This is a genomic window from Mycobacterium terramassiliense (assembly GCF_900157385.1).
GTDB lineage: Bacteria > Actinomycetota > Actinomycetes > Mycobacteriales > Mycobacteriaceae > Mycobacterium > Mycobacterium terramassiliense.
Genome location: NZ_LT717701.1, coordinates 1404422 through 1427141, shown reverse-complemented (window position 1 = coordinate 1427141; position 22720 = coordinate 1404422). Strand labels below are relative to the sequence as shown.

23 protein-coding genes are annotated in these 22720 nt (G+C 68.0%); 17 read left to right on the top strand and 6 right to left on the bottom strand.

Annotated elements, in window-relative coordinates; genetic code table 11:
* Positions 1–304: 304 nt before the first annotated feature.
* Entirely contained in the window at positions 305–1510 is a 1206-nt protein-coding gene (locus MTAB308_RS21485; RefSeq protein WP_077101968.1) for a CaiB/BaiF CoA transferase family protein, read from the bottom strand.
* Positions 1507–3045, bottom strand: coding sequence for an aldehyde dehydrogenase family protein (locus tag MTAB308_RS21480; protein WP_077101966.1), 1539 nt, complete (start codon positions 3043–3045; stop codon positions 1507–1509). Before MTAB308_RS21480 ends, MTAB308_RS21485 begins: the two co-directional genes overlap by 4 nt.
* A 305-nt stretch (positions 3046–3350) precedes the next feature.
* Between MTAB308_RS21480 and MTAB308_RS21475 the strand changes: the two genes are divergently transcribed.
* The 5 genes from MTAB308_RS21475 (at position 3351) to MTAB308_RS21455 (ending at position 8205) form a co-directional block, all read left to right on the top strand.
* Positions 3351–4052, top strand: coding sequence for an SDR family NAD(P)-dependent oxidoreductase (locus tag MTAB308_RS21475; RefSeq protein ID WP_077101964.1), 702 nt, complete (start codon positions 3351–3353; stop codon positions 4050–4052).
* 23 nt (positions 4053–4075) lie between these two features.
* Positions 4076–4948 carry a mycofactocin-coupled SDR family oxidoreductase gene (locus MTAB308_RS21470; RefSeq protein WP_077101962.1) on the top strand — a complete coding sequence of 291 codons (873 nt, stop codon included), beginning with the start codon at positions 4076–4078 and terminating at the stop codon, positions 4946–4948.
* Positions 4949–4982: 34 nt separating this feature from the next.
* Entirely contained in the window at positions 4983–5183 is a 201-nt protein-coding gene (locus MTAB308_RS21465) for a ferredoxin (RefSeq protein ID WP_077101960.1), read from the top strand.
* Positions 5184–5197: 14 nt separating this feature from the next.
* The gene (locus MTAB308_RS21460; protein ID WP_077101958.1) at positions 5198–6580 is read left to right on the top strand and encodes a cytochrome P450; all 1383 of its coding nucleotides are present in this window, start codon (positions 5198–5200) and stop codon (positions 6578–6580) included.
* A 191-nt stretch (positions 6581–6771) separates the two neighbouring features.
* A complete protein-coding gene (locus tag MTAB308_RS21455; RefSeq protein WP_077101955.1) occupies positions 6772–8205 on the top strand; it encodes an alpha/beta hydrolase in 1434 nt (477 codons plus the stop codon).
* Positions 8206–8214: 9 nt separating this feature from the next.
* Here MTAB308_RS21455 and MTAB308_RS21450 read toward each other — a convergent pair whose 3' ends face one another.
* The 3 genes from MTAB308_RS21450 to MTAB308_RS21440 form a co-directional block, all read right to left on the bottom strand.
* Entirely contained in the window at positions 8215–9390 is a 1176-nt protein-coding gene (locus tag MTAB308_RS21450; protein ID WP_077101953.1) for an acyl-CoA dehydrogenase family protein, read from the bottom strand.
* A complete protein-coding gene (locus MTAB308_RS21445; protein WP_077104623.1) occupies positions 9374–10384 on the bottom strand; it encodes an acyl-CoA dehydrogenase family protein in 1011 nt (336 codons plus the stop codon). The genes MTAB308_RS21450 and MTAB308_RS21445 overlap by 17 nt, the downstream gene beginning before the upstream one ends.
* A gap of 95 nt (positions 10385–10479) precedes the next feature.
* Positions 10480–11097 carry a nitroreductase family protein gene (locus MTAB308_RS21440; protein ID WP_077104621.1) on the bottom strand — a complete coding sequence of 206 codons (618 nt, stop codon included), beginning with the start codon at positions 11095–11097 and terminating at the stop codon, positions 10480–10482.
* Positions 11098–11209: 112 nt separating this feature from the next.
* Here MTAB308_RS21440 and MTAB308_RS21435 point away from each other — a divergent pair, with 112 nt between their 5' ends.
* From MTAB308_RS21435 to MTAB308_RS21410, 6 genes are all read left to right on the top strand, one after another.
* The gene (locus MTAB308_RS21435; protein WP_077101951.1) at positions 11210–11590 is read left to right on the top strand and encodes a carboxymuconolactone decarboxylase family protein; all 381 of its coding nucleotides are present in this window, start codon (positions 11210–11212) and stop codon (positions 11588–11590) included.
* Positions 11591–11599: 9 nt separating this feature from the next.
* The gene (locus MTAB308_RS21430) at positions 11600–12493 is read left to right on the top strand and encodes an NAD(P)-dependent oxidoreductase (RefSeq protein WP_077101949.1); all 894 of its coding nucleotides are present in this window, start codon (positions 11600–11602) and stop codon (positions 12491–12493) included.
* Positions 12494–12719: 226 nt separating this feature from the next.
* Positions 12720–13811, top strand: a complete 1092-nt coding sequence (locus MTAB308_RS21425) for an amidohydrolase family protein (protein WP_077104619.1) — start codon at positions 12720–12722, stop codon at positions 13809–13811.
* A gap of 29 nt (positions 13812–13840) precedes the next feature.
* Positions 13841–14986, top strand: coding sequence for an amidohydrolase family protein (locus tag MTAB308_RS21420; RefSeq protein ID WP_077101947.1), 1146 nt, complete (start codon positions 13841–13843; stop codon positions 14984–14986).
* A 1-nt stretch (position 14987) separates the two neighbouring features.
* On the top strand, positions 14988–15401 hold the full coding sequence (locus MTAB308_RS21415; RefSeq protein ID WP_077101945.1) for a Rieske (2Fe-2S) protein: 414 nt from the start codon (positions 14988–14990) through the stop codon (positions 15399–15401).
* A 15-nt stretch (positions 15402–15416) separates the two neighbouring features.
* Positions 15417–16283: an alpha/beta fold hydrolase gene (locus tag MTAB308_RS21410; RefSeq protein ID WP_077101943.1), complete on the top strand. Its 867-nt coding sequence runs from the start codon at positions 15417–15419 to the stop codon at positions 16281–16283.
* A 5-nt stretch (positions 16284–16288) separates the two neighbouring features.
* Here the strand turns inward: MTAB308_RS21410 and MTAB308_RS21405 are convergent, their stop codons facing one another.
* The gene (locus MTAB308_RS21405) at positions 16289–16762 is read right to left on the bottom strand and encodes a hypothetical protein (RefSeq protein ID WP_077101941.1); all 474 of its coding nucleotides are present in this window, start codon (positions 16760–16762) and stop codon (positions 16289–16291) included.
* Between the two features lie 36 nt (positions 16763–16798).
* On the opposite strand from MTAB308_RS21405, the gene MTAB308_RS21400 reads away from it, so the two are divergent.
* The 6 genes from MTAB308_RS21400 (at position 16799) to MTAB308_RS21375 (ending at position 22709) form a co-directional block, all read left to right on the top strand.
* A complete protein-coding gene (locus tag MTAB308_RS21400; RefSeq protein WP_077101939.1) occupies positions 16799–18094 on the top strand; it encodes an NADH-ubiquinone oxidoreductase-F iron-sulfur binding region domain-containing protein in 1296 nt (431 codons plus the stop codon).
* Positions 18091–18387: a ferredoxin gene (locus MTAB308_RS21395; RefSeq protein WP_077101938.1), complete on the top strand. Its 297-nt coding sequence runs from the start codon at positions 18091–18093 to the stop codon at positions 18385–18387. Before MTAB308_RS21400 ends, MTAB308_RS21395 begins: the two co-directional genes overlap by 4 nt.
* 132 nt (positions 18388–18519) lie before the next feature.
* Complete coding sequence (locus MTAB308_RS21390) at positions 18520–20184, top strand: thiolase C-terminal domain-containing protein (RefSeq protein ID WP_077101936.1); 1665 nt, start codon at positions 18520–18522, stop codon at positions 20182–20184.
* Positions 20181–21077 (top strand): alpha/beta hydrolase, encoded by an 897-nt coding sequence (locus tag MTAB308_RS21385; protein ID WP_077101934.1) that lies wholly within the window; start codon positions 20181–20183, stop codon positions 21075–21077. The genes MTAB308_RS21390 and MTAB308_RS21385 overlap by 4 nt, the downstream gene beginning before the upstream one ends.
* A complete protein-coding gene (locus tag MTAB308_RS21380) occupies positions 21074–21889 on the top strand; it encodes an NAD(P)-dependent oxidoreductase (protein WP_077101932.1) in 816 nt (271 codons plus the stop codon). The genes MTAB308_RS21385 and MTAB308_RS21380 overlap by 4 nt, the downstream gene beginning before the upstream one ends.
* A 7-nt stretch (positions 21890–21896) precedes the next feature.
* Complete coding sequence (locus MTAB308_RS21375; protein WP_077101930.1) at positions 21897–22709, top strand: NAD(P)-dependent oxidoreductase; 813 nt, start codon at positions 21897–21899, stop codon at positions 22707–22709.
* Positions 22710–22720: the final 11 nt, after the last annotated feature.

Genomic DNA, 22720 nt, shown 5'->3' with positions numbered 1-22720 from the left:
GCCGGGTATTCGGCCGGACCGACGGCCACGAACGCATGCTGCCGACGGCGAAATACGTAGCGGGCAGCGACATTCCGGCGTCTGCCTCTGGCGCGGCAACCGCTACCATCCTCACGCCACACCTCCGTTCTGTCGCGTGAGTTGGCGCTTCAAAACGAGGGGCCCACTGTCTTGAAGCGTCCGGCGATTATGACTCATGCCGCGTCCTGGTGGAATGAAAAATTTAAAACCGTTATCGGACAGCCCATCGGGCGAAAAGCGCCGTTCGGCTCGAACGTTTGACACAGCTCCGGTCCTGTAGTTCTCAAGTGACTGCACCGGCCGTCTTGAGTTCGATGATGCGGTCCCAATCGAGCCCGATCTCCATCAGGATCTCGTCGGTCTGCTCGGCGAATCCGGGCGCCGGCCCGGTGTGCGGCGGCGCGACGTCGAACTGCACCGGGTTGGCGACCAGGTCCAGTTCACCCGCGCGAACCAGGTACTCGTTCGCCCGGATCTGAGCGTCGTCGACGGCCTGCAAGGTGTCCTGCACGGGCGCCCACGGACCGGCAAGCGTGGCAAAGCGTTCGCTCCACTCGGCAAGAGTGCGGGCTGCGATCGCCTTGGTCAAGCTCTCGACCGCATCCGGGGTATTGGCGGCGATCGTCTCGGCGGTGGCAAAGCGCGGATCGTCGGCCAACTCCGGCAGGTCGACGTGCCGGCACACGTCCGCCCAGAACTTGGTGGGCTGCATCATCACGAAGGAGATGTACCGGCCGTCGGACGTGGTGTAGAGCCCCACCAACGGATTGTTGGGCGCCCCGTGCACACCCGGCGGCGGTGCCTCCATCCGCTGGCCCAGATGCTTTGTCAGCGCGACCGTATGTCCCATCGACCACAGGCCGCTACCCAGCAGCGACACATCGACGACCGACGGTTCACCCGTGCGTTCGCGCTTGAGCAACGCCGCGGCGATGCCGCCGGCGAGGTTGGTGCCGGAGATGGTGTCGCCGTAGGCCGGTCCGGGCGGCGCGATCATGCCCGGCATCCCGGCGGGGGTGATGGTGGCCGCGGTGCCGGCGCGGCACCAGAACGCGGTCATGTCGTAGCCGCCCTTTTCCGACTCGGCGCCGCGCGGGCCGAGTGCGCTGCCGCGGGCGTAGACGATGTTCGGGTTGACCGTACGAATGTCATCGACGTCGATGCCGAACTTCTTCCGATGAGCGGGAAGGAAGCTCGTGAGGAACACATCGGACCGGCGGGCCAGCTCGTAGAGCACCTCCCTGCCCTCGGGCACCGACATGTCCAGTCCGATGCTGCGCTTGCCCCGATTGGCGTGTTCGATGTTGGGGTTCGGGTCGCCTTCGACGCGCAACATGCCGGTCTGCCGCAGTCCGCGCTGCGGGTCGCCCGTCACGGCGTGCTCGACCTTGACCACGTCGGCTCCCCATTCGGCAAGGACCGCGCCCGCCGACGGGACGAAGCCGTACATCGCCACCTCCAGGACGCGGATGCCCTCCAGCGGCCTCATCCCTGACCCCCCGCAGCCGCGACGGCCGGCACGGCAATGGTCTTTCGCTCCAGGAATTCCTCCAGCCCGGCGACGCCCATCTCGCGGCCGATGCCGGACTGCTTGAAGCCCCCGAAGGGGCTGTCGGCCCCGAAGTAGTTGCCGCCGTTGACGGAAAACGATCCGGCCCGGATCCGGCGTGCGACCGCCAGCGCCCGGTCCTGGTCGCGGCTGAACACCGCGCCGGCCAGACCGTAGATGGAGTTGTTGGCGATGCGCACCGCGTCGTCGTCATCGTCGAATCCGATGACGACCAGCACCGGCCCGAAGACCTCCTCCTGGGCGATCTCGCTGTCGGGGTCGACGTTGGTGAGCAACGTGGGCGCGTAGAAGTAGCCGGGATCCAACCGCTTGCCGCCGGTCACCAGGGTCGCCCCCGCGGCGACGGCCCGGCGCACCATGCCGTCGACCTTGTCGCGCTGGCTCTCGTTGATCAGCGGTCCCATGAACGTCTTCGGATCGGCCGGGTCCCCGTGGCGCACCTTGGCGAAGTTCTGCGCGATCAGCTCCACGATCTCGTCGTGGTGCGACTTGGGCACCAGCAGCCGGGACGTGAGCGCGCACCCCTGACCGGCGTGGGTCACCATGCTGAAGGCGGCGAACATCGCGGCGCCGGCGAAGTCGGCGTCGTCGAGCATGATCACGGCCGACTTGCCACCCAACTCCAGGAAGACCCGCTTCACGGTCTCACTGGCGGCGGCCATGATCCGGCGGCCGACCGCCGTCGAACCCGTGAAGGTCACCACGTCGACGTCGGGGCTCGTGGTCAGCGCGACCCCGACGGAGGCGTCCGACGAGGCGAGCACGTTCACCACGCCCGGCGGGATGTCGGTGTGGTTGGCGATCAATTCGCCGAGAGCCAGCGTGATGAGCGGGGTGTCCGGCGCGCCCTTGAGCACCACCGTGCACCCGGCGGCCAACGCCGGGGCCAGCTTGGCCAGCGCGAGCTGGTTCGGATAGTTGTAGGCGATGATCGCGCCCACCACCCCCGCGGCTTCCTTCTCCACCCAACGGTGATGGCGCATGCCCCGCGACTCGACCTCGCCGAGGTCTTCCGAGAACTGATAGGCGGGCAGCAGGTCAGCGTAGAAACGCACGATCTTGATCGGGTCGTCGAGCTGAGCGCCCTGGGTGAGCGCCCGGGTGGCGCCGACCTCGGCGATGGTCAACTCGCGAAGCTCCTCGGCGTGGTCGACCAGCGCCCGGTGCAACTGGTCGAGGCAGCGCGCCCGCAGCGCGACGTCGGTCGACCAGCTGGTGGTGTCGAAGGCACGGCGGGCCGCCGCGATCGCCGCTTCGGCCTGCTCGGCGCCGGCGTCCGGAGCGCGCCCGACGACGGCACCGGTGGCGGGGTTGATCGAGGGGAATGTCGGGTCGGTGGTCACGAGCCGGCCGTCGATCAGCAGCCGGCGGTCGACCGGTGACTCGGGCGCGGCATCCGCGATGGTCGCTGAGGCGGTCCCCAAGGCGGTGTCAGCCGTGTCCTGCACTGGCATCCCTACTTCCCTATGCGTCGGATGTATGTGGTGACGGTCACGATAATTTGATTCTCGTCTCCGGCGAATCTTACATTCGGGTCTCGATAATTCAAGAAACTCTCAGGAATGGGACGGGGCCGCCGACCAGCGGCGTTCTCGGCCAGGCGCTGCGGCAACAGGCCTCTCGGCGCAGGCCGTACCCTGTTTTGGACGCGTGTTGCACGGCGCTCCGCGGCGAGAGTAAGGTTCTCATAATTGCAAGGGAGATTCTTTGTGGCTGAAATGACCGCTCGTGGAGTCGGGGCTGGCTTGGTGGCGGGAAAGTGAAGACCGCGGTTGTCACCGGTGGCGGGTCCGGCATCGGTCAAGCAGTCGCGCAACGCCTGCGCGCCGACGGTCTTGACGTCGCCACGATCGATCTCAGAGCGTCGGAAGCCGACTTCGCTTTCACCGCCGACGTCACCGATCGATCGCAGGTGGATGCCGCGTTGGCCGCGATCCGGGCCCGGCTCGGGCCGGTGACCGTTCTCGTCAATGCGGCGGGCCTCGATGGCTTCAAGCGCTTCGCCAACATCACCTTCGAGGACTGGCGGCGCGTCATCGACGTCAACCTCAACGGCGTCTTCCACACGATTCAGGCGGTGCTGCCCGACATGGTCGAGGCCGGATGGGGGCGGATCGTCAACATCTCGTCGTCGAGTACGCATTCGGGTGCTCCGTACATGAGCCACTACGTGGCGGCCAAGTCGGCGGTCAACGGCCTGACCAAGTCGCTGGCGCTCGAATACGGGCCCAGCGGCATCACCGTCAACGCCGTGCCACCGGGATTCATCGACACCCCGATGTTGCGCGCCGCCGAACGAAACGGGTTCCTCGGCAACATCGAGGAAACCATCGCCCGGACCCCGGTGCGCCGGATGGGCAAGCCGGAAGACATCGCGGCGGCGTGCGCCTTCCTGATTTCCGAGGAGGCCGGCTACATCACCGGTCAGATATTGGGCGTCAACGGCGGCCGCAACACCTGAACATCGACACCAGAGGAGAGGCAGTGGCAGACGGCGCACCAGGGCGCGTCAAGGGCAAGGTTGCCTTCGTCACCGGCGCGGCGCGCGGCCAGGGCCGCAGCCACGCCGTGCGGCTGGCCGAGGAAGGCGCCGACATCGTCGCCGTCGACCTGTGCCGCGACATCGACACCATCGGTTACCCCATGGCCGCGCCGGAGGACCTCGACGAAACCGCCCGCCTCATCGAGAAAACCGGCCGGGCCGCCGTCATCGCCCAGGCCGACGTGCGCGATGCCGCGCAACTGCGCGCCGCGCTGGACGACGGGGTCGGACAGCTGGGCGGGCTCGACATCGTCGTCGCGCAAGCCGGCGTCGCCGGCATGAAAGGTGACCCGCCGCTGCAGGCGTGGTGCGACGTCATCAACACCAACCTGATCGGCACCATCAACGCCATCCAGGTCGCGCTGCCGCACCTGAAATCCGGCGCCTCGATCATCGCCACCGGATCCACCGCCGCGCTGATGGACACCGCCAAGAAGGACAACCCCGGCAGCGACCCGGGCGGCATGGCCTACATCCACTCCAAGCGGGCGCTGTCGCATTATGTCCACGACCTGGCAACCGAGTTGGCGCCGTTGGGGATTCGTGCCAACGTGATTCACCCGACCAACACCAACACCCCGATGCTGCAAAGCGAACCGATGTACCGCTCGTTCCGACCGGACCTCGAACACCCGACGCGGGCCGACGCCGAGCCGGTTTTCGGCGTGCAGCAGGCGATGAGAATCCCCTACGTCGAGCCCGAGGACATCAGTAACGCGGTCCTATGGCTGGCCTCCGACGAGGCCAGGTACGTGACGGGAATGCAATTGCGCGTCGACGCCGGCGGCTATCTCAAGTGGTACGACCACGACTGAGGAAAAGACAACTAAGCCATTCGAAGGAGACACCGTGAAGGTCTGGGTTGATCCGGAACGCTGCCAGGGCCACACGCTCTGCGCGATGATCGCTCCGGATTCCTTCCAGCTCAGCGACATCGACGGCAGTTCATCGGCGATCGACGAGGTGGTGCCGGCCGACAAGCAGGATCAGGTCCGCGAGGCCGCCCACTCCTGTCCGGAGCAGGCCATCATCGTCACGGACGAAACGTAAAGGGAGACAGCGCCTTGAGTGTCGACGATGTCGTCAGCGACAGCGACAGCGACAGCGACAGCGACCGTAAGCGGAATCGGTATCACTTCGATCGGCATTCCGCGGAGTACCGCTCGCGGTTCAAGGACATCACCGAGGAGATGCACGCCCGGTGCCCCATGGCCTGGAGCGACACCTACGGCGGGCACTGGGTGGCGGCCGGCAGCCACGAGGTCTTCGAGCTCGCCCGCTGCCCGGCGGTCTCCAACGACCACGACGTCAACAACGAACGCCGTGGCTACAAGGGCATTTCCATCCCGACGGCCAGCCGCATCAACGGTATCCGGGGCGGCATCCTGGAGATGGACAACCCCGAACACAAAACCTACCGCTCCGTACTCAACCCCTACCTGTCGCCGGCCGCGGTCAAGCGCTGGGAGCCGTTCATCGATGACGTGACGCGCGCCTGCCTCGACGAGAAGATCGAAGAAGGCCGGATCGACTTCGTCGACGACCTGGCGAACATCGTGCCGGCCGTGCTGACGCTGGCCATGATGGGCATCCCGCTGAAGAACTGGCAGATGTACAGCGAGCCAACACATGCCGCGGTGTACACCCCGGAGCACTCGCCGGACATCCAACGGGTCACCGAGATGCACCGGCAGATGGGGATCGACCTGATCAACAACATGATCGAGATCCGCAACAATCCGCGGCCCGGGCTGGTCAATGCCCTGCTCGAAATGCGGATCGACGGTGAGCCCGCGCCCGACCTGGAAATCATCGGAAACCTTGGATTGATCATCGGTGGCGGCTTCGACACCACCACGGCGCTGACCGCCCATTCGCTGGAATGGCTTTCGGAGCATCCCGACCAACGCGAACTACTCAGCAAGCAACGCGAAACGCTGCTCGATCCCGCGACCGAGGAGTTCCTCCGCTACTTCACCCCGGCACCGGGCGATGGCCGGACCTTCTCCGATAACGTCGAGCTCGACGGTATCCAGTTCAAAGAGGGTGAGCGGCTGTGGATTTCGTGGGCGATGGCCAACCGCGACCCCGCCGTGTTCCACGATCCGGACGAGATCATCCTCGACCGCAAAGGCAACCGGCACTTCAGCTTTGGGCTCGGCCTGCACCGGTGCGCCGGGTCAAACGTGGCGCGCACCGTATTCAAGTCCATGCTTACGGCGGTTCTCGACCGGATGCCCGATTACCGGTGTGACCCCGAGGGCACCGTCCATTACGAGACCATCGGCGTCATCCAGGGCATGCGCAAGCTGCCGGCCACCTTCACGCCCGGCAAGCGGGTCGGCGCGAGCCTCGACGAGACGCTCGCCAAACTGCAACGCATCTGCGACGAGCAAGGGCTGGCCCGGCCGATCACCGAGCGCAAAGACGCCGCGGTCATCGACTGACGACTTCCCGCGCGAGCAGACACAGAATCGCACTTAACGGCCTGCTATACGGCGATTCTGCGTTTGCTCGCCGGTCGCCGGCGTCGCCGGCCTGTCTCGCGGGGCTCCAAGAATCCTTGGAGGCTTTGTAGAGGCTCGCGATTGACCCTTCTCTCAGCGCGGATCGCTAGCCGCTGGGAGGAGGAATCACGATGCAGCTGACGGTGAGCAACCACATCTCGCTGATCCATGGCTGGGTACCGCTGACGGTCGAGGTCCTCACCGCGGTCGCGCTGGCGCTGGCCATCGGGTGGCGATCGCGCCGCTGGCGCCTGTTGTGGCTGCCGTTGGCCGCCGTCGTGGGAGGCGTGACGGCCGGCGGGGCGCACTGGTCGATCGCCGGTCTGAACACCGAACCGGCGCCGCGCGAACTTTACGTGTGGATCGCGCTGGTCGGCCTGGCCACCGCCGTGCTGATCCTGGGCTGGCGCGGCGCGCGTTGGTGGCGGCGGGGATTGTCGATCCTGGCCGTGCCGCTGTGCCTGCTGTGCTCGCTGCTGGTGCTCAACCAATGGGTCGGGTACTTCCAGACGGTGCAGAGCGCGTGGGACCAGCTCACCTCCCGCCCGCTGCCGAACCAGACCGACAAGGCCACCGCCGTCTCGATGGCGGCGAAGGGCACCAAGCCGGTGCGCGGCAGCCTGGTGCCGGTGCAGATCCCTTCCGACGCCTCGCAATTCAGGCACCGCGAGGAACTCGTGTACCTGCCACCGGCATGGTTCGCGAGCTACCCGCCGCCGCAGCTGCCGACGGTGATGATGATCGGTGGCATGCTCAGTTCGCCCGCCGACTGGGTGCGGGCGGGCAATGCGGTGGAGACTGTCGACGCCTTCGCGGCCGCACATGGCGGCAGCGCGCCGGTGCTGGTGTTCGTGGACGCGGGCGGCGCGTTCGACAATGACACTGAATGCGTCAACGGAAGCCGTGGCAACGCGGCCGATCACCTGACGAAAGACGTTGTGCCCTACGTCGTCTCGAACTTCGGGGTCAGCCCGGACCCCTCCCACTGGGGCGTCGTGGGGTGGTCGATGGGCGGGACCTGCGCGGTGGACCTGACCGTCATGCACCCCACCCTGTTCAGCGCGTTCGTCGACATCGAAGGCGACTTGACCCCCAACACGGGCACCAAGGCGCAGACCATCGCGAGCCTGTTCGGCGGCAACGCCGAGGCGTGGGCGGCATTCGACCCGACGACGGTGATCAACCGCCACGGCCGCTACACCGGGGTGTCCGGTTGGTTCGCGATCTCGTCGGGCGGTTCGCCGACACCCAGCCGCGAAGTCACGAGCGTCGACAGCGCCGCCATGGCCCTCGCCGGGCGCGGCGCCGCCGCCGACCCGGGCAACCAGGCCGCGGCCGCTGGGTCGCTGTGCGCGCTCGGCCGGGCGAACGGCATCGACTGCGCGGTGGTCGCCCACCCCGGGAAGCACGACTGGCCGACCGCGGGGACGGTCTTCAGCACCGCGCTGCCCTGGCTGGCCGGCCGACTGGGCACGCCGGACGTGCCCCGAATTCCGTTGCCGGGTACCGAGTCTGCGCCCTCGCACCAACCCCACACCGAAGCGGTGGCTCACGGACAGCGCTAGCGCGCGCCGTCAGCCGCGCGGTAGGCCGAGCACCCGCTGCGCGATGATGTTGCGCTGAATCTCCGAGGTGCCGCCGGCGATCGTCCCGGAAAAGCTGCGCGCGTAACGCTCGAACCAGCTGGCGAAGTAGTGGTCCAGGTTCATGTGCGCGTACGGTCCGGTCAGGCCCGGGTGAACGAGCCCGTCGGAGCCCGCCGACGTCAGCGCGAGCTCCATGCCACGCAACTCGGCCTCGGACCCGAGCAGCTTGAGCACCGATATCGCCGCCACGTCGTCTTCGCCGCGCGCGGCGCGGGCCAAGGCGACCGAACCCAACAGGCGCAACGCATGCTTGTCCATGATGGTGCTGGCGTACTGGTCGCGCTCGACATCGGTGCTGGGATGGAAGTCCTCGATCATGTTGTCCAGGCGATCGGCGAAACCCAGCCACATCATCGTGCGTTCGTGCCCCAGCGACCCATTGGCCACGCGCCAGCCCTGGTCGAGCTCGCCGACCAGATTCTCCGCCGGTACCCGCACGTCGGTGAAGAACACCTCGTTGAAATCGAGGTCGTCGGCACCGCAGATCGACGGGAACGGCCGGCGCACCAGCCCCGGGGTGTCGGTGGGGATGATCAGCGCGCTGATTCCCTTGTGCTTGGGCGCATCCGGGTTCGTCCGCACGAAGGTCAGCAACACGTCGGCGTCGTGCGCCCCGGAGGTCCACACCTTCTGCCCGTTGACGACGAAGTGGTCGCCATCCCGCACCGCGCGGGTTCGCAACGACGCCAGATCCGAGCCCGCGCTGGGTTCGCTCATCCCGAGGGAGGCGGTGATCTCGGCCCTCAGGATCGGCACCGCCCAGCGCCGCTTCTGTTCGTCGCTGCCGAACGACAACAGCGAGGCCCCAACGATGTTCACGCCTTGCGGGTTGAAGCTGTGGTAGATCCGGCGGCGGCTGAGCTCCTCGAGATAGACGAACTGCTGAATGACCGACGCATTGCGACCACCGAATTCCGGGGGCTGGCTGGGCAATAACCAGCCGTTGTCGAACAGCAGGCGCTGCCAGTCGCGCGCCCACTGCGGCATGTGGGAGACCGACCGGGGGCGCTCCGCCGTTTCGCTTGCGTCGGGCAGGTTTTCGTCGAGGAATGCCGCGAACTCCGCCCGGAACGCCTCGACGTCCGGATCAAAAGTCAGCTGCACGGCACTCCTCGGCGATTTGCGCCCGATGCTGCGCGGCGCCGCCGAGCATGAGCTCGCCCGCCTTGGCGCGCTTGAGCGCGAACTGCAGGTCGTTCTCCCAGGTGAATCCCATCGCGCCGAAAAGCTGTAGGCCGTGCCGGAATACGAGCGACTGGCACTCCCCCGCCGACGCCTTGGCCATGGCGGCGGCGAGCCGGCGCCGCCGATCGTCGGCCGCGATGGTGAGCGCGGCGAAGTAGGCGAGCGCCCGGGCGCGTTCCACCGCGACGTGCATGTCGGCGGCCTTGTGCTGGACGGCCTGGAAGGAGCCGATCGGCACCCCGAACTGCTGCCGGTTGCGGACGTGGTCGAGGACCATGTCGAGGATGCGTTGGCAGGCCCCGACCGTCGTGATCGCCATGCCCGTCAACGCGACGTGGCGCGCACGCTCCGCGTCGACGGCCAGCCGGGCGCTGTCGGGCACGCGGACTTCTCCGAACGACAGGTCGGCGACGTGCAGGACCGGGTCGAACACCGCCGCGCGGCGGGCCGACACCTGGTTGGCCGCGACAACGAACACGCCGGCATCGGTCACCACGGCCAAGCGGTCGACCCGGTCGCCGTCGAGGACGTGGCGCGCCGTGCCGTCCAGCACCCAGCCGTCGGCGTCCCGGTGCGCGCAGACCCCGCCGTACACCGCGGTGCCGGCCTCGTGCGGGTCGAACCGATCCGCGGCCAACGGGGCGTACTGGCTCATCGTCGCCAGGAACGGAGTGGGGTCGGTCGCGTGACCCAGCTCCTCGAGCACGATGGCCAACTCCACGGCGCCGGCCGGATCGTTCAGCTCGGTCCAGCCCTGGTCGACATACGACTTCCACAATCCTTCCCAGAGGGGCGTCTGGTCGCCGCCGTCCTCGGCCACGCTGCGCACCAGCGACGGCGGGCACTGCTTGGCGACGACGTCGCGAACGGTCTTCTGCCACAGCCGCTGATCGGCATCGAACTCCAACAGCATCCGGGCCGCCTCCTGTCGTCACCGCCTTCGCGAGAATAACATTCTCTTACTTGGAAGCGGTAATCTCTAAAACCGGCTATGGGGTACCCAACGGGCTAGATCGTGGCCACCAGCGGGTCGGCCGGCTCACCCCAGCGGTCGAGGTTGACGAACTCGGCCAGCGGACGGCGGCGCACCGGCCCGTGCGTGCCCTTGGGCCACCCGATCACGATGTGGCCGGCGACCAACCAGCTATCAGGGATGCCGATGGCTTCGCGCAACAGCCGCTCCCCGCCGTAGGAAGCCCAGCTGGTGAGGCACGCGCCCAGGCCCTGCGCGCGTGCCGCCAGCAGGAAGTTCTGCATCGCGGGAAAGATCGACCCGCCCAGCAGCAGCTCCGACGCCGTCGGGTAGTGCTGCTGGGCGAACAACACCGACGTGAACTCGCCCGCGCGATCGTGCAATTCGTAGGTCGCGCGGTAGGTGCGGGCGCGGCGGCTGTTGTCGCCGTCGGCGGGCCGGCTCATCCCGTAGACGGGTTCGATCACCTCCAGGGCGTGGGCCGCCGCCTTGGCCACCACGGCCCGCTGCTCGGGCGAGCGCAGCACCACGAACCGCCAGCCCTGCGCGTTGGCGCCCGACGGGGCCCAGCGAGCGGCTTCGAGACAGCGCGCCAGGGTCGCGTCGTCGACCGGCTCGTCGGTGAACCGCCGGATCGTCCGGGCGGTCGACATCACCTCCCAGATGTCACTGGTTGCTCCGGTCACGTCTTCTCCCTAGTGGCTGGGTGCTGCTATACGAAGGTCATATCAAAAGAGCGCCCGGGAGCCGTCGAAGGAGAGACCAGTGGATCGCGAAACCTACCAACGAGGACTTGAAATCCGCTCCGCGGTGCTGGGCGAGGAATACGTCAACCGGGCGCTGTCGACCGCGACCGAGTTCACCAAACCTCTGCAAGACCTCGTCACCGAGTACTGCTGGGGCGCGGTGTGGGGGCGCGAGGGGCTGGCCCTCAAGACTCGCAGCATGCTGAACCTGGCCATGATCTCGGTCCTCAACCGCCCCAACGAATTGCGCACCCACGTCAAGGCGGCGCTGACCAACGGCGTCACGCGCGAGGAAATCCGTGAGATTTTTCTTCAGGTCGCGATCTACGCCGGCGTGCCCGCCGCCGTCGACAGCTTTCGCATCGCGAACGAGGCGTTCGCCGAAGCGGACCGGGACTAGGGTCCCGCGATGCAGATCGGGTTCATCGGCTTGGGAAACATGGGCTTTCCCATGGCAGTTCGCCTCGTTCGGGACAACCACGACGTCGTCGCGTTCGACACGCGCGGCGACGCGCTCGATCGGATCGTGGCGCTCGGGGCCCGCGCCGCCCGCTCGGCGAAGGACGTGGCCGATCGCGCCGACACCGTGCTGGCCAGCCTCCCGTCACCGGCCGCGTCGCTCCAGGTGGCGACGGGCGCCGGCGGCGTCATCGAGGGCTCGCGGGTCAAGCGCTATGTCGACCTGTCGACCGTCGGGAGCCGCACGGCCACCCAGATCCACGGCCTGCTGGGCAGGCGCGGCATCGCGGCGATCGACAGCCCGGTCAGCGGCGGCGTCGGCGGGGCCCAGAACGGATCGCTGGCCCTCATGGTGTCCGGACCCCGCGACGAATTCGACGTCATACGAACGGCACTCGAAACGCTCGGCAAGCCGTTCTACGTCGGTGACAGGCCCGGCTCGGCTCAGACGATGAAGCTCGCCAACAACATGCTGGCGGCCAACGTCTTGGCCGCCACGGCGGAGGTCGTCGTGATGGGCGTCAAGGCCGGCCTGGACCCCGAGGTCATGATCGACGTGCTCAACGCGGGGTCGGGCGGGACGAGCGCCAGCCGCGACAAGTTCCCGCGGGCGATCCTCCCGCGGACCTTCGATTACGGCTTTGCCACCGGGCTGATGGTCAAGGATGTGCGGCTCTACCTCGAGGAGGCGCACGCGCTGGGCGTACCGGCACAGATCGCCACGACGATCGGCCGGCTCTGGGAGGCCTGCGCACGCGACGAAGGCCCCGACTCCGACTTCACGACGGTCATCAAGCCGTTGGAAAGGGCGGCCGGCGTGCGGGTGGCCCGGCGCCCCGGCTAGCCCGTCGATCCGTTCACGGGGCCCGCGCCAGGACGCGAGAATGGTATTATCCAGTTTCAAGAACGATACTTGCGACCGCGGCCAGGAAATCCCTGCTAGCAGGGAAGATGACTAAACGAAACGCTTACCGGAAACCCGTTGATTGACCGTCGAAGAGAATGTTAGATTATCTATCATATGACCCGCCTGGGCTCGCTTTGGCTGACCGAGCCGAAGGATGGCTTACGTGATCGAACACCCTGATGGCACCCGCACACCGCTGATCGACGCGAGCGTGCACATCTTCTTCCCGTCCAACCGGGCCCTGCGGAAGACGCTGCGCGAGCCGTTCAAGAGCCGCGGCTTCCCCGACTACGAGATGGACTGGTACGGCGCCCCGGGCGGCGAGTACGCGCCCAACACCGAAGGCCCGGACGGCCAGTACCCCGGTTCGGATCCCGAATTCGTTGCCCACGAACTTTTTTCGAAGCGTGGCGTCGACGTGGCGGTCCTGCATCCGATGGGACGCGGGATCATGCCGGACCGGCACCTGGGCAGCGCGCTGCACGCCGCACACAACGAGATGATGGTGTCGAACTGGCTGGACTCCGGCGAGTTCGGCGAGCGGTTCCGCGGCACCATCCGGGTCAATCCCGACGACATCGCCGGGGCGCTGCGGGAGATCGAGAAATGGCGCGGGCATCCGCGCGTGGTTCAGATCGGTGTGCCGCTGCAGTCGCGCGAGGTCTACGGCAAGCCGCAGTTCTGGCCGCTGTGGGAGGCCGCGGCCGACGCGGGCCTGCCAGTGGCCGCGCACATCGAGGTGGGCAACGGGATCATGTTTCCGCCGACGCCGTCCGGGAACACCCGCACCTACGAGCAGTACGTCAGCTTCATGGCGCTGAACTACATCTATCACCTGATGAACATGATCGCCGAGGGCGTCTTCGAGCGCTTCGCCGGCCTCAAATTCGTCTGGGCCGACGGTGCGGCGGACTTCGTGACGCCGTTCATCTGGCGGATGGACACCTTCGGCCGGCCGCATCTCGAACAGACGCCGTGGGCGCCGCGCATCCCGAGCGATTACCTGCCCGGCCACGTCTATTTCGTGCAGGGCAGCCTGGACGGCCCCGGTGACGTCGAGTTCGCCGGCGAATGGTTCGGCTTCACCGGCAAGGAAGACATGGTGATGTTCGGCTCCAGCTACCCGCATTGGCAGTTCGGTGACGCCACGAAGCTGCCCACGGCGCTGTCGGCCGAGCAGCGCGACAAAGTGTGCTGGCGCAATGCGGCGCGCCTGTACGGCATAGACATCCCCGCCGGAGTGGGCGCACAGTAGAGCTAACACGGCAGACTGAGGAGATTCAGATGACGTTGACCCATTCGCAGGAGCGGGTTCCCGCTGCCGAGCGCATCGCCGTCCGGTGCGTCGACTCGGATGTTCACCCGGCGCCCAAGCGCGGCGAGCTCGTCCCCTACATCCCCGAGCCCTGGCGCAGCAAGTACTTCCTCAACCGCCATGTGGGCGAGTTGATCTACTACGACGCCCCGGACTACGCGCACAGCTACGCGATGCGGGTGGATTCGTTCCCGTCCAACGGCGAGTTCCCCTGCAGCGACCCGGATATGGCGTTCCGCCAGCTGATCATGGAGGCCGGCTCCGACATCGCGATCCTGGAACCCGCCGCCTACCCGGCCCGACTGCCCGAAGCGCAGCACGCGATGTCGTACGCGCTGAACGACTGGCAGGCCAATCACTGGCTCGACAGCCACAACAACTGGCACGAGCGGTGGCGCGGTTCGATTTGCCTCGCCATCGAGGAGCCGGAGGCGGCCGTGCGCGAAATCGAGCGCTGGGCCGGACACCCCTTCATGGCGCAGATCCTGATCAAGGCCGAGCCGAAGCCGTCCTGGGGCCATCCCAAGTACGACCCGATCTGGGCCGCCGCGACCAAGCACGACATCACGGTCAGCTGCCACCTGTCGCGCAGCCAATTCGACGAGCTGCCGATCCCGCCCGTGGGATTCCCCAGCTACAACCACGACTTCATGGTGACCTACTCGCTGCTGGCCGCCAATCAGGTGATGAGCCTGATCTTCGACGGCGTCTTCGACCGCTTCCCCACGCTGCGGATCGTGTTCGTCGAGCACGCATTCAGCTGGATCCTGCCACTGATGTGGCGCATGGATGCGATCTATCAATCGCGCAAGTCGTGGGTCGACATCAAGCGCAAGCCGTCGGAGTACGTCAAGGACCACATCAAGTTCACCACCCAGCCGCTGGACTATCCCGAGGACAAGACGGAGCTGACCCGCGCGCTGGAATGGATGGAATGCGAGAAGATCCTGCTGTTCTCCTCGGACTACCCGCACTGGACGTTCGATGACCCGCGCTGGCTGGTCAAGCACCTTCCGAAGGCCGCCCGCGACGCGGTGATGTACAAGAACGGCATCGCGACCTATCACCTGCCCGAGACCGTTCCGGTCCTCGAGGGTCAGACCAGGGTGCTCTGAATTGACGTCTGAAAAGGAAGGGGCAACCGCGCGGTGCCCCGAGCCGCGTCTCGCCCAGGGTCGCGAGCACGTCGTTGCCACCGTGGACGAAATCCCACCGGGCACACACAAACTCGTACCGATCGGGCGGCACGGCGTCGGCGTCTACAACGTCAACGGCAGCTTTTATGCCATCGCCAATTACTGCCCACACCAGGGCGGTCCGCTGTGTTCGGGGCGCGCTCGCGGGCGCACGATCGTCGACGAAACCGCGCCGGGCGACTCGGTCATGGTGCGTGACCTCGAGTTCATCTATTGCCCTTGGCACCAATGGGGTTTCGAGCTGGCGACGGGTACGACCGCGGTAAAGCCCGAATGGAGCATCCGCACCTATCCGGTGCGCGTCGTCGGCAACGACGTTCTGGTGCAGGCCTAAATACAGGAGAATCGGGTGCCTTCAATCGAGATCAACGGGGGAAACGTCGTCTACGAAATCCTGGGCGACTCGGGCGATCTCATCGCCCTCACGCCGGGCGGCCGGTTCAGCAAGGAGATCGAGGGCCTGCGTCCGCTCGGCGACGCGCTCGCCGCGGGCGGCTACCGGGTGCTGCTGTGGGACCGGCCCAACTGCGGCGCCTCCGACGTGCAGTTCTACGGCCAGAGCGAGTCGCACATGCGGGCCGAGACGCTGCACAAGCTGGTCACCGGGCTGGGCTTCGAGCGCTGCATTCTCGCCGGCGGCTCCGGCGGCGCAAGGGATTCCATGCTGACCACGATGCTCTACCCCGACATGGTCACCAAGCTCGTGGTCTGGAACATCGTCGGTGGCATCTACGGCACTTTCGTGCTGGGCTCCTTCTACATCATCCCCAGCATTCTCGCGGTGCGCGGCACCGGGATGGACGGCGTGGTGAAGGTGCAGGAGTGGCGCGATCGCATCGAGGAGAACCCGAACAACAAGCAGCGCTTCCTCGACTTCGACAAAGACGAGTTCCTCAAGGTGATGCTGCGCTGGCTCAACGCCTTCGTGTCCAAGCCGGGACAGACGATTCCGGGCGTCGAGGACGAGATGTTCGACCGGATCAAGGTGCCCACCTTGATCATTCGCGGCGGCGAGAACGACATGGATCACCCGAAGCGAACGTCGCTCGAGGTCAGTTGCCTGATCAAGGGATCGAAGCTGATCGACCCGCCGTGGCCGGAGGACGCCTGGGAGCGCGCGTCCGAGGACCGCGCGGCGGGCCGGGTGCAGCACTTCAACATGTTCGACACGTGGGTGCAGGCGGCGCCGGCGATCCTCGAGTTCCTGGGATCGTAATGGCGCTAAACGGTACGAATGTGGACCTCGCAGTTCAGCGAGGCCTCCAGAGCCGTGTGAACCCGGCTTTCCGGGATGCGTTCGAGGTCCGTCTCGCGCAGCGTCACGTAGACGACATCGAAGCCATCGCCGCCGGGGGTCCGCTCAATCTCACCGGTAAGCCCGAAGCCGGACAACACACCGTGCGCGTCATCGTCGGTTCCCCGGCTGATGAAGGTCACCACTCCCGGGACCGCTTTGGTGCCGAACACGTTGGTGCACAACTCGATTGCGGCGTCGCGGGCAGCGTCGCCGTCTTCGGCCGCAATCAGCAGTTCGACCTCGCGGCGGCCCGCGGGCATGGCCGCGAGGTCGTTCTGGACCACGTCGGCGCCCACCTCACCCGCGAGCTCGAGGAGCACAGCCATGCCGTCTCGTAGCTGCGCGGCGGTGAACGCGCTTTCGGGATCCACGTTGACGCGCACCACCGCAGTTCGCATGCGCGCAAGCCTAACTAAGACGATGGCAGGCCAGCCGTGAACACCACCCAATCCACCACCATCGCCACCGCCGCGCCGCCCGGGCTCGAACCGCGGCTACTGGCCGAACGGCGCGAGGACCTCGCGGCGTATCGGCGCCTGGGCGGATACCGCCCGCTCACCGACGCCGGCGAGTTGCTGGGCGAGGTCGAATCCAGCGGGCTGGTCGGCCGCGGCGGTGCCGCCTTCCCGTTGGCGGTGAAGCTGCGCGCGGTGCGCGATAACGGGCGCATTGCGGGTGGCACCGTCGTCGTCGCGAATGGCGAAGAGGGAGAACCGGCTTCGATCAAGGACCGATGGCTGCTGCGCAACCGCCCGCACCTGGTCCTGGATGGGCTGCGGTTGGCCGCCGCCATCGTGGGCGCGCACCGCGTCTACGTCTATGTGTCCGATCCGGAGTCGGCGCACAGCGTCGAAACCGCGCTCGGCGAGCTCGAGCCGGACGCTTTCGGGGGCGTCGACGTCCGCATGTCGACGGTGCAGCCCGGATACGTGGCCGGGGAGGAGACGGCCGCGGTCCGTGCGATCAACGGAGGCCCGGCGAAGCCGACGGACAAGCCGCCGCGCCCATTCGAGGCGGGCGTCGACGAGCGGCCCACGCTGGTGAGCAACGTCGAAACCTTGGCCAACCTGCCCTACCTGCAGTGCCACGGTTCGGCGGCGTTCCGCGCCCTAGGCACCTCGCTGTCGCCGGGGACCTTCCTGGCCACCATCACCGGGGCCGGCCGGCCGCCGGTGCTCTACGAGCTTCCGCACGGCCTGCCGTTTACCGAACTGCTTGCACTGCACGCGGTTTCGCCCGACCAAGTGCGCGGAGCCCTGATGGGCGGCTATTTCGCCGGCCTGCTCAACCGCTCGGTGCTGGAGACGACCTTGGACCACGAGACGATGCGGCGGCTCGGCAGCGGTCTGGGCTGCGGCGCGATCTCGGTGATCACCGACGAGTGCCCCGTCGCGGTCGCGGCATCGGTGCTTGCGTACTTCGACCGCGAAAACGCGGGCCAATGCGGGTCATGCTTCAACGGAACGGCGGCGATGGCCGCCGCCGCGGGTGCGCTCCGCGACGGCGCCGCGACGGCCGAAGACGTCGAGCGATTGCGCCGCTGGTCGGTGCTGCTGCGGGGACGCGGCGCGTGCGCGACGCTGGACGCCGCCACCAACGTGGCCGCCAGCCTGCTCGATCAGTTCCCGGACGAAGTCGGCGCGCACCTCGGCGGCACCTGCCCCGACTGCGCCCACGGCGCGTTCCGTGCCGGCCGTCCCTACGAGGCGGAGGCGGTGAGGCAAGCGTGAGAATCCGGCTCGACCGCACCGTGTGCGACGGCTTCGGCATCTGCGCCAAGTACGCGCCCGGATACTTCTCGCTGGACGACTGGGGGTACGCGTCCCTCATCGGAGACGGCACGGTGGCGGAGTCGGACCGCGACGCGGTCATGCGGGCGCTGATGGATTGCCCGGTGCACGCCATCGCCGAGATCGGTGAGCGCATATCCGCCGCCCCCCAGCTGCCGCTCACCGACGCCGAGGATCCCGCCGATCACCTCAAGACCGAAGAGAACGAGGCGGAGTGGGGATTTACCCGGTGACCCGGCCGCGCTGCGATCCGTGCGGCCTGGCTCGTGCGCGCCGGGAAGTGATAACGTAATTCTCCGATTTGTATAACCGGCCTACCCTAGTTTTCGGGCCTTTCGGACGAGCGGCCGACTTCCGGAGGTGACGTGTCAGCAGCACCCGGACGACCGCTGCCCCTGCTCACACTGGACAACGAATTCTTCTGGACCTCGGGAGCCGACGGCACGCTGCGGTTTCAGGAATGCAAGGCCTGCGAATCGCTGATCCACCCGCCGGCGCCGGTGTGCCGGTATTGCCGCTCGCGGGACATCGGCGTGCGGGCCGTCTCCGGCAAGGCGACGCTGGCCGGGTTCACGGTGAACCACCGGTTCAGCCTGCCCGGGCTGCCGGCGCCGTACGTGGTGGCCCAGGTCGCGATCGCGGAAGACCCGCGCGTCCGGCTGACCACCAACATCGTTGAATGCGAGGCGGATCGGCTCGAGCTTGGTCAGCAGGTGGAGGTCGTCTTCGAGCAGATCGAGGACGTCTGGCTGCCGTTGTTCCGGCCCCTGCCGGACACCGCGCCCGGCCGGCTGCCCACCGACGAGATCGAGCCCGAGCGCTTCGGGGAGCACGTCCGCCCCATGCTGACGCCGGAGAAGTTCGAAGACAAGGTGGCGCTCACGGGGATCGGCATGTCACCGATCGGGCGGCGGCTGATGGAGCCGCCGCTGTCGCTGACGGTCCAGGCCTGCGAGGCGGCCATCGCCGACGCCGGGCTGGCGCTCGCCGACATCGACGGGCTGTCCACCTACCCGGGGGCGATAAACGTCGGCGGCTTCGGCGAGGGCGGGGTGACCGCCCTGGAGGCGGCGCTGGGAATCCGCCCGACCTGGCACAACGGTGCCATGGAGACCTTCGGTCCAGGCGGTTCGGTGATCGCCGCCATGCTGGCCGTGGCCGCGGGCCTGGCCCGGCACGTGCTGTGCTTCCGGACGCTGTGGGAAGCCACCCACAACGAGCTGATGAAGCAGGGCAAGATCACGCCGTCCCATTTATCGGGGGGCCGCGCCCCTGGCTGGACCTACCCGTTCGGCGCGACCTCGGCCGCACACACGCTGGCGATGAACGCGCAGCGGCACTTCCACCGGTACGGCACCACGAAAGAAACGCTCGGCTGGATCGCCCTGAACCAGCGCGCCAACGCCGAGCTCAATCCGACCGCGGTCTATCGGACCCCGATGACGATGGACGACTACCTCAACGCGCGGCCCATCACCACACCGTTCGGCCTCTATGACTGCGACGTCCCCTGCGACGGCGCGATCGCCGTCATCGTCTCCGCCGTCGACGCGGCGCGCGACTTGGCCAAGCCGCCCGTGTTGGTCGAGGCGGTGGGCACGCAGATCATCGAGCGAATCGACTGGGACCAAAGCACTCTCACCCACGAGCCGCAGGTGCTCGGCCAGGCCGCGCACGTGTGGACCCGCACGTCGCTGCGCCCCACCGACGTCGACGTCGCCGAACTCTACGACGGCTTCACCATGAACTGCCTGTCCTGGATCGAGGCGCTGGGGTTCTGCGGCATCGGCGAGGCCAAGGAGTTTCTCGACGGCGGCAAGAACATCGCCCGCGACGGCCTGCTGCCGCTCAACACGCACGGCGGCCAGCTGTCGCACGGCCGCACCCACGGCATGGGCCTGCTGCACGAGGCGGTCAGCCAGCTGCGCGGGGATGCCGGCGATCGGCAGGTCACCGATGCGCGCGTCGGCGTGGTCAGCAGCGGCGGCCTCACCCCCAGCGGAGTCCTGTTGCTGCGGGCGGACGCATGAGCGCCGCGCCCCGCCCCCGCCTTGTGATCGTCGACGGCGTGCCAATGTCGGCGCTGGTCGCCGAGGCGCCCGAGCCCAAGGCCGTGATCGTGGCCATCCACGGCGGCGGCACCACCGCCATCTATTTCGACTGTCCGGGACACCCGTCGTACTCTCTGTTACGGGCCGGCGCCGCAGCGGGATTCACCGTGGTGGCGCTCGACCGGCCCGGCTATGGCAGCTCGGCTCCCTATCCCGAGGCGATGGTCGAGGGCGAGCAGCGCGTCAACCTCGCTTACGGGGCGATCGACCGCATCCTCGGCGAACGGCCGAGCGGCGCTGGACTGTTCGTGCTGGGCCATTCGGGCGGGTGCGAGCTGACGATGCGGATGGCGGCCGACGAGCGCGGCGGCGATCTGCTCGGCCTCGAGCTCGCGGGCACGGGCCGGCACTACCACCCCGCCGCCCGGGAAATCCTGAAAACGGCGACCCGCGAAAGCCGCCCGCCGGGCATGCGCGACCTGCTGTGGAGCCCGGCGGAGCTGTACCCACCCGAGGTCCTCGGCGGCGCAACGGTTTCCCCGTCGGCGCCGGCCTATGAGGACCGGATGGTGTCGAACTGGGCCCGCCAAACCTTTCCGGAGCTGGCCCCGGCCGTGCGCGTCCCGGTGCATTTCAGCATCGCCGAGCACGAACGGGTCTGGCAGACCGACGATTCGGCGGTCGCCGAGATCACCGCGCTGTTCACCGGCGCGCCGCGGTTCACCGTGCACCGGCAACCGCAAGCGGGCCACAACATCAGCCTGGGCCACACCGCCGCGCAGTATCACGCAAAGGTTTTTTCGTTCGTGGACGAATGCGTCGCGGGCCGGGCGAAAACGGTTGACACGCAAGGCGATCTGGAGGCCGGATGAGGGTCGGATTCATCGGGCTGGGCAGCCAGGGCGGCCCCATGGCGCGGCGCATCGTCGAGGCCGGCTACGAGACGACGCTGTGGGCGCGCAGGCCCGCGACGCTCGAGCCGTTCGCCGACACCCCGGCGATCCTGGCCGCGTCGCCGGCCGACCTCGCCGCGGCCAGCGACCTGGTCTGCCTGTGCGTGGTCGGTGACGCCGACGTCGAGGAAATCACCTCCGGCGAGGGCGGGTTGCTTTCGGCGATGGAACCGGGCGGCGTCATCGCCGTGCACAGCACGGTGCATCCCAACACGTGCCGCGGGCTCGCGAAAAGGGCGGGCGCCCACGGTGTTTCGGTCGTCGACGCGCCGGTCAGCGGCGGTGGCGGGGCGGCCGCGGAGGGCCGCCTGTTGGTGATGGTCGGCGGCGACGCCGACGTCTTGGAGCGCTGCCGTCCGGTGTTCGAAAGCTACGCAGACCCGGTCGTTCACCTCGGCGACCTCGGGTCCGGGCAAACCACCAAACTGCTCAACAACCTGCTGTTCACCGCCAACCTGGGCACCGCGGCCGCCGCCCTGTCGCTGGCCGCCGCGCTCGGCGTCTCCCCCGATCGGTTCACCGAAGTCGTCTCTCGCGGCAGTGCAAACAGCTTCGCGCTCAACGCCCTTGGCGGGGCCGGCGGCCTGAAACGGCTGGCCGGCCTGGCGGGGACGCTGCTGCGCAAGGACGTCCGCCTGGTCGCCGAACTCGCCGAACGGGCCTCGGCCGACCCCGGCGCCGTGCTCCAGGCCGCCGACGCCACGCTGGCTTCGATGGGGCATCCGCGATGAAGGCCCGATGAGGGTCGGCTTCATCGGGGCGGGCCGGATGGGGCGCCCGATGGTGGCCCGCCTCGTCGAGGCCGGCCACGACGTCCGGGTGGTGGGCCGCACGGACGAGCAGCGCCGCAGCCTCGAGCTGGTGGGCGCGCGCCCGGTGAGCGACGCGGCCCAGGCGGGCGCGCGGGCCGACGTCGTGCTGGTCTGCGTGTTCACCGACGACCAGGTGCGGCAGGTCTGCCTGGACGGGCCCCTGCTGGCCACGATGCCGCCGGGGTCGACGCTGGCCGTGCACACCACCGCGAGCCCGAGCACGATCGAGGCGATCGCCGCCCGTGCCGGCGATGTCGGCGTGGTCGATGCACCGGTCAGCGGCGGCCCGCACGACATCGCGGCCGGCAGGCTGACGCTGTTCGTGGGCGGCACCGACGAGGCCGTGGCGCGGGTGCGACCGGTGCTGGGCTGCTACGGCGATCCGGTCCTGCACGTCGGGCCGCTCGGAGCCGGCCAAAAGGTCAAACTGGTCAACAACGCCCTGTTCGCCGGCCATATCGGGCTGTTGGCGGAGTCGATCCGGCTGGGCGAACGCCTCGGCGTGCCGGAATCGACCCTGCTGAACGCGCTGCCCCATGGCAGCGCCACCAGCCGGGTCCTGGACATCGTCGCGGCCGGGGGCTCGATCGCCGCGTTCGTCGAGGTAGCCGGCGAATTCGTCGGCAAGGACGTGGCCGTCGCGCGCGGCGTCGCCGCGGAACTGGGCAGCGATCTCGGTGCGCTCGACGAGGTCATCGGCCGCGTTGGCCCCCTCGCGAGTAACACCGGAAGGGTCTGATGAGGCGGCGT

Excerpts from the sequence above, each read along its gene's own strand:
- MTAB308_RS21430 (WP_077101949.1), top strand. The coding sequence starts at position 11,600 with ATGCAGATCGGGTTCATCGGCTTGGGAAACATGGGCTTTCCCATGGCA.
- MTAB308_RS21455 (WP_077101955.1), top strand. The coding sequence starts at position 6,772 with ATGCAGCTGACGGTGAGCAACCACATCTCGCTGATCCATGGCTGGGTA.
- MTAB308_RS21480 (WP_077101966.1), bottom strand. The coding sequence starts at position 3,045 with ATGCCAGTGCAGGACACGGCTGACACCGCCTTGGGGACCGCCTCAGCG.
- MTAB308_RS21375 (WP_077101930.1), top strand. The coding sequence starts at position 21,897 with ATGAGGGTCGGCTTCATCGGGGCGGGCCGGATGGGGCGCCCGATGGTG.
- MTAB308_RS21385 (WP_077101934.1), top strand. The coding sequence starts at position 20,181 with ATGAGCGCCGCGCCCCGCCCCCGCCTTGTGATCGTCGACGGCGTGCCA.
- MTAB308_RS21445 (WP_077104623.1), bottom strand. The coding sequence starts at position 10,384 with ATGCTGTTGGAGTTCGATGCCGATCAGCGGCTGTGGCAGAAGACCGTT.
- MTAB308_RS21440 (WP_077104621.1), bottom strand. The coding sequence starts at position 11,097 with ATGTCGACCGCCCGGACGATCCGGCGGTTCACCGACGAGCCGGTCGAC.
- MTAB308_RS21485 (WP_077101968.1), bottom strand. The coding sequence starts at position 1,510 with ATGAGGCCGCTGGAGGGCATCCGCGTCCTGGAGGTGGCGATGTACGGC.
- MTAB308_RS21380 (WP_077101932.1), top strand. The coding sequence starts at position 21,074 with ATGAGGGTCGGATTCATCGGGCTGGGCAGCCAGGGCGGCCCCATGGCG.
- MTAB308_RS21420 (WP_077101947.1), top strand. The coding sequence starts at position 13,841 with ATGACGTTGACCCATTCGCAGGAGCGGGTTCCCGCTGCCGAGCGCATC.
- MTAB308_RS21405 (WP_077101941.1), bottom strand. The coding sequence starts at position 16,762 with ATGCGAACTGCGGTGGTGCGCGTCAACGTGGATCCCGAAAGCGCGTTC.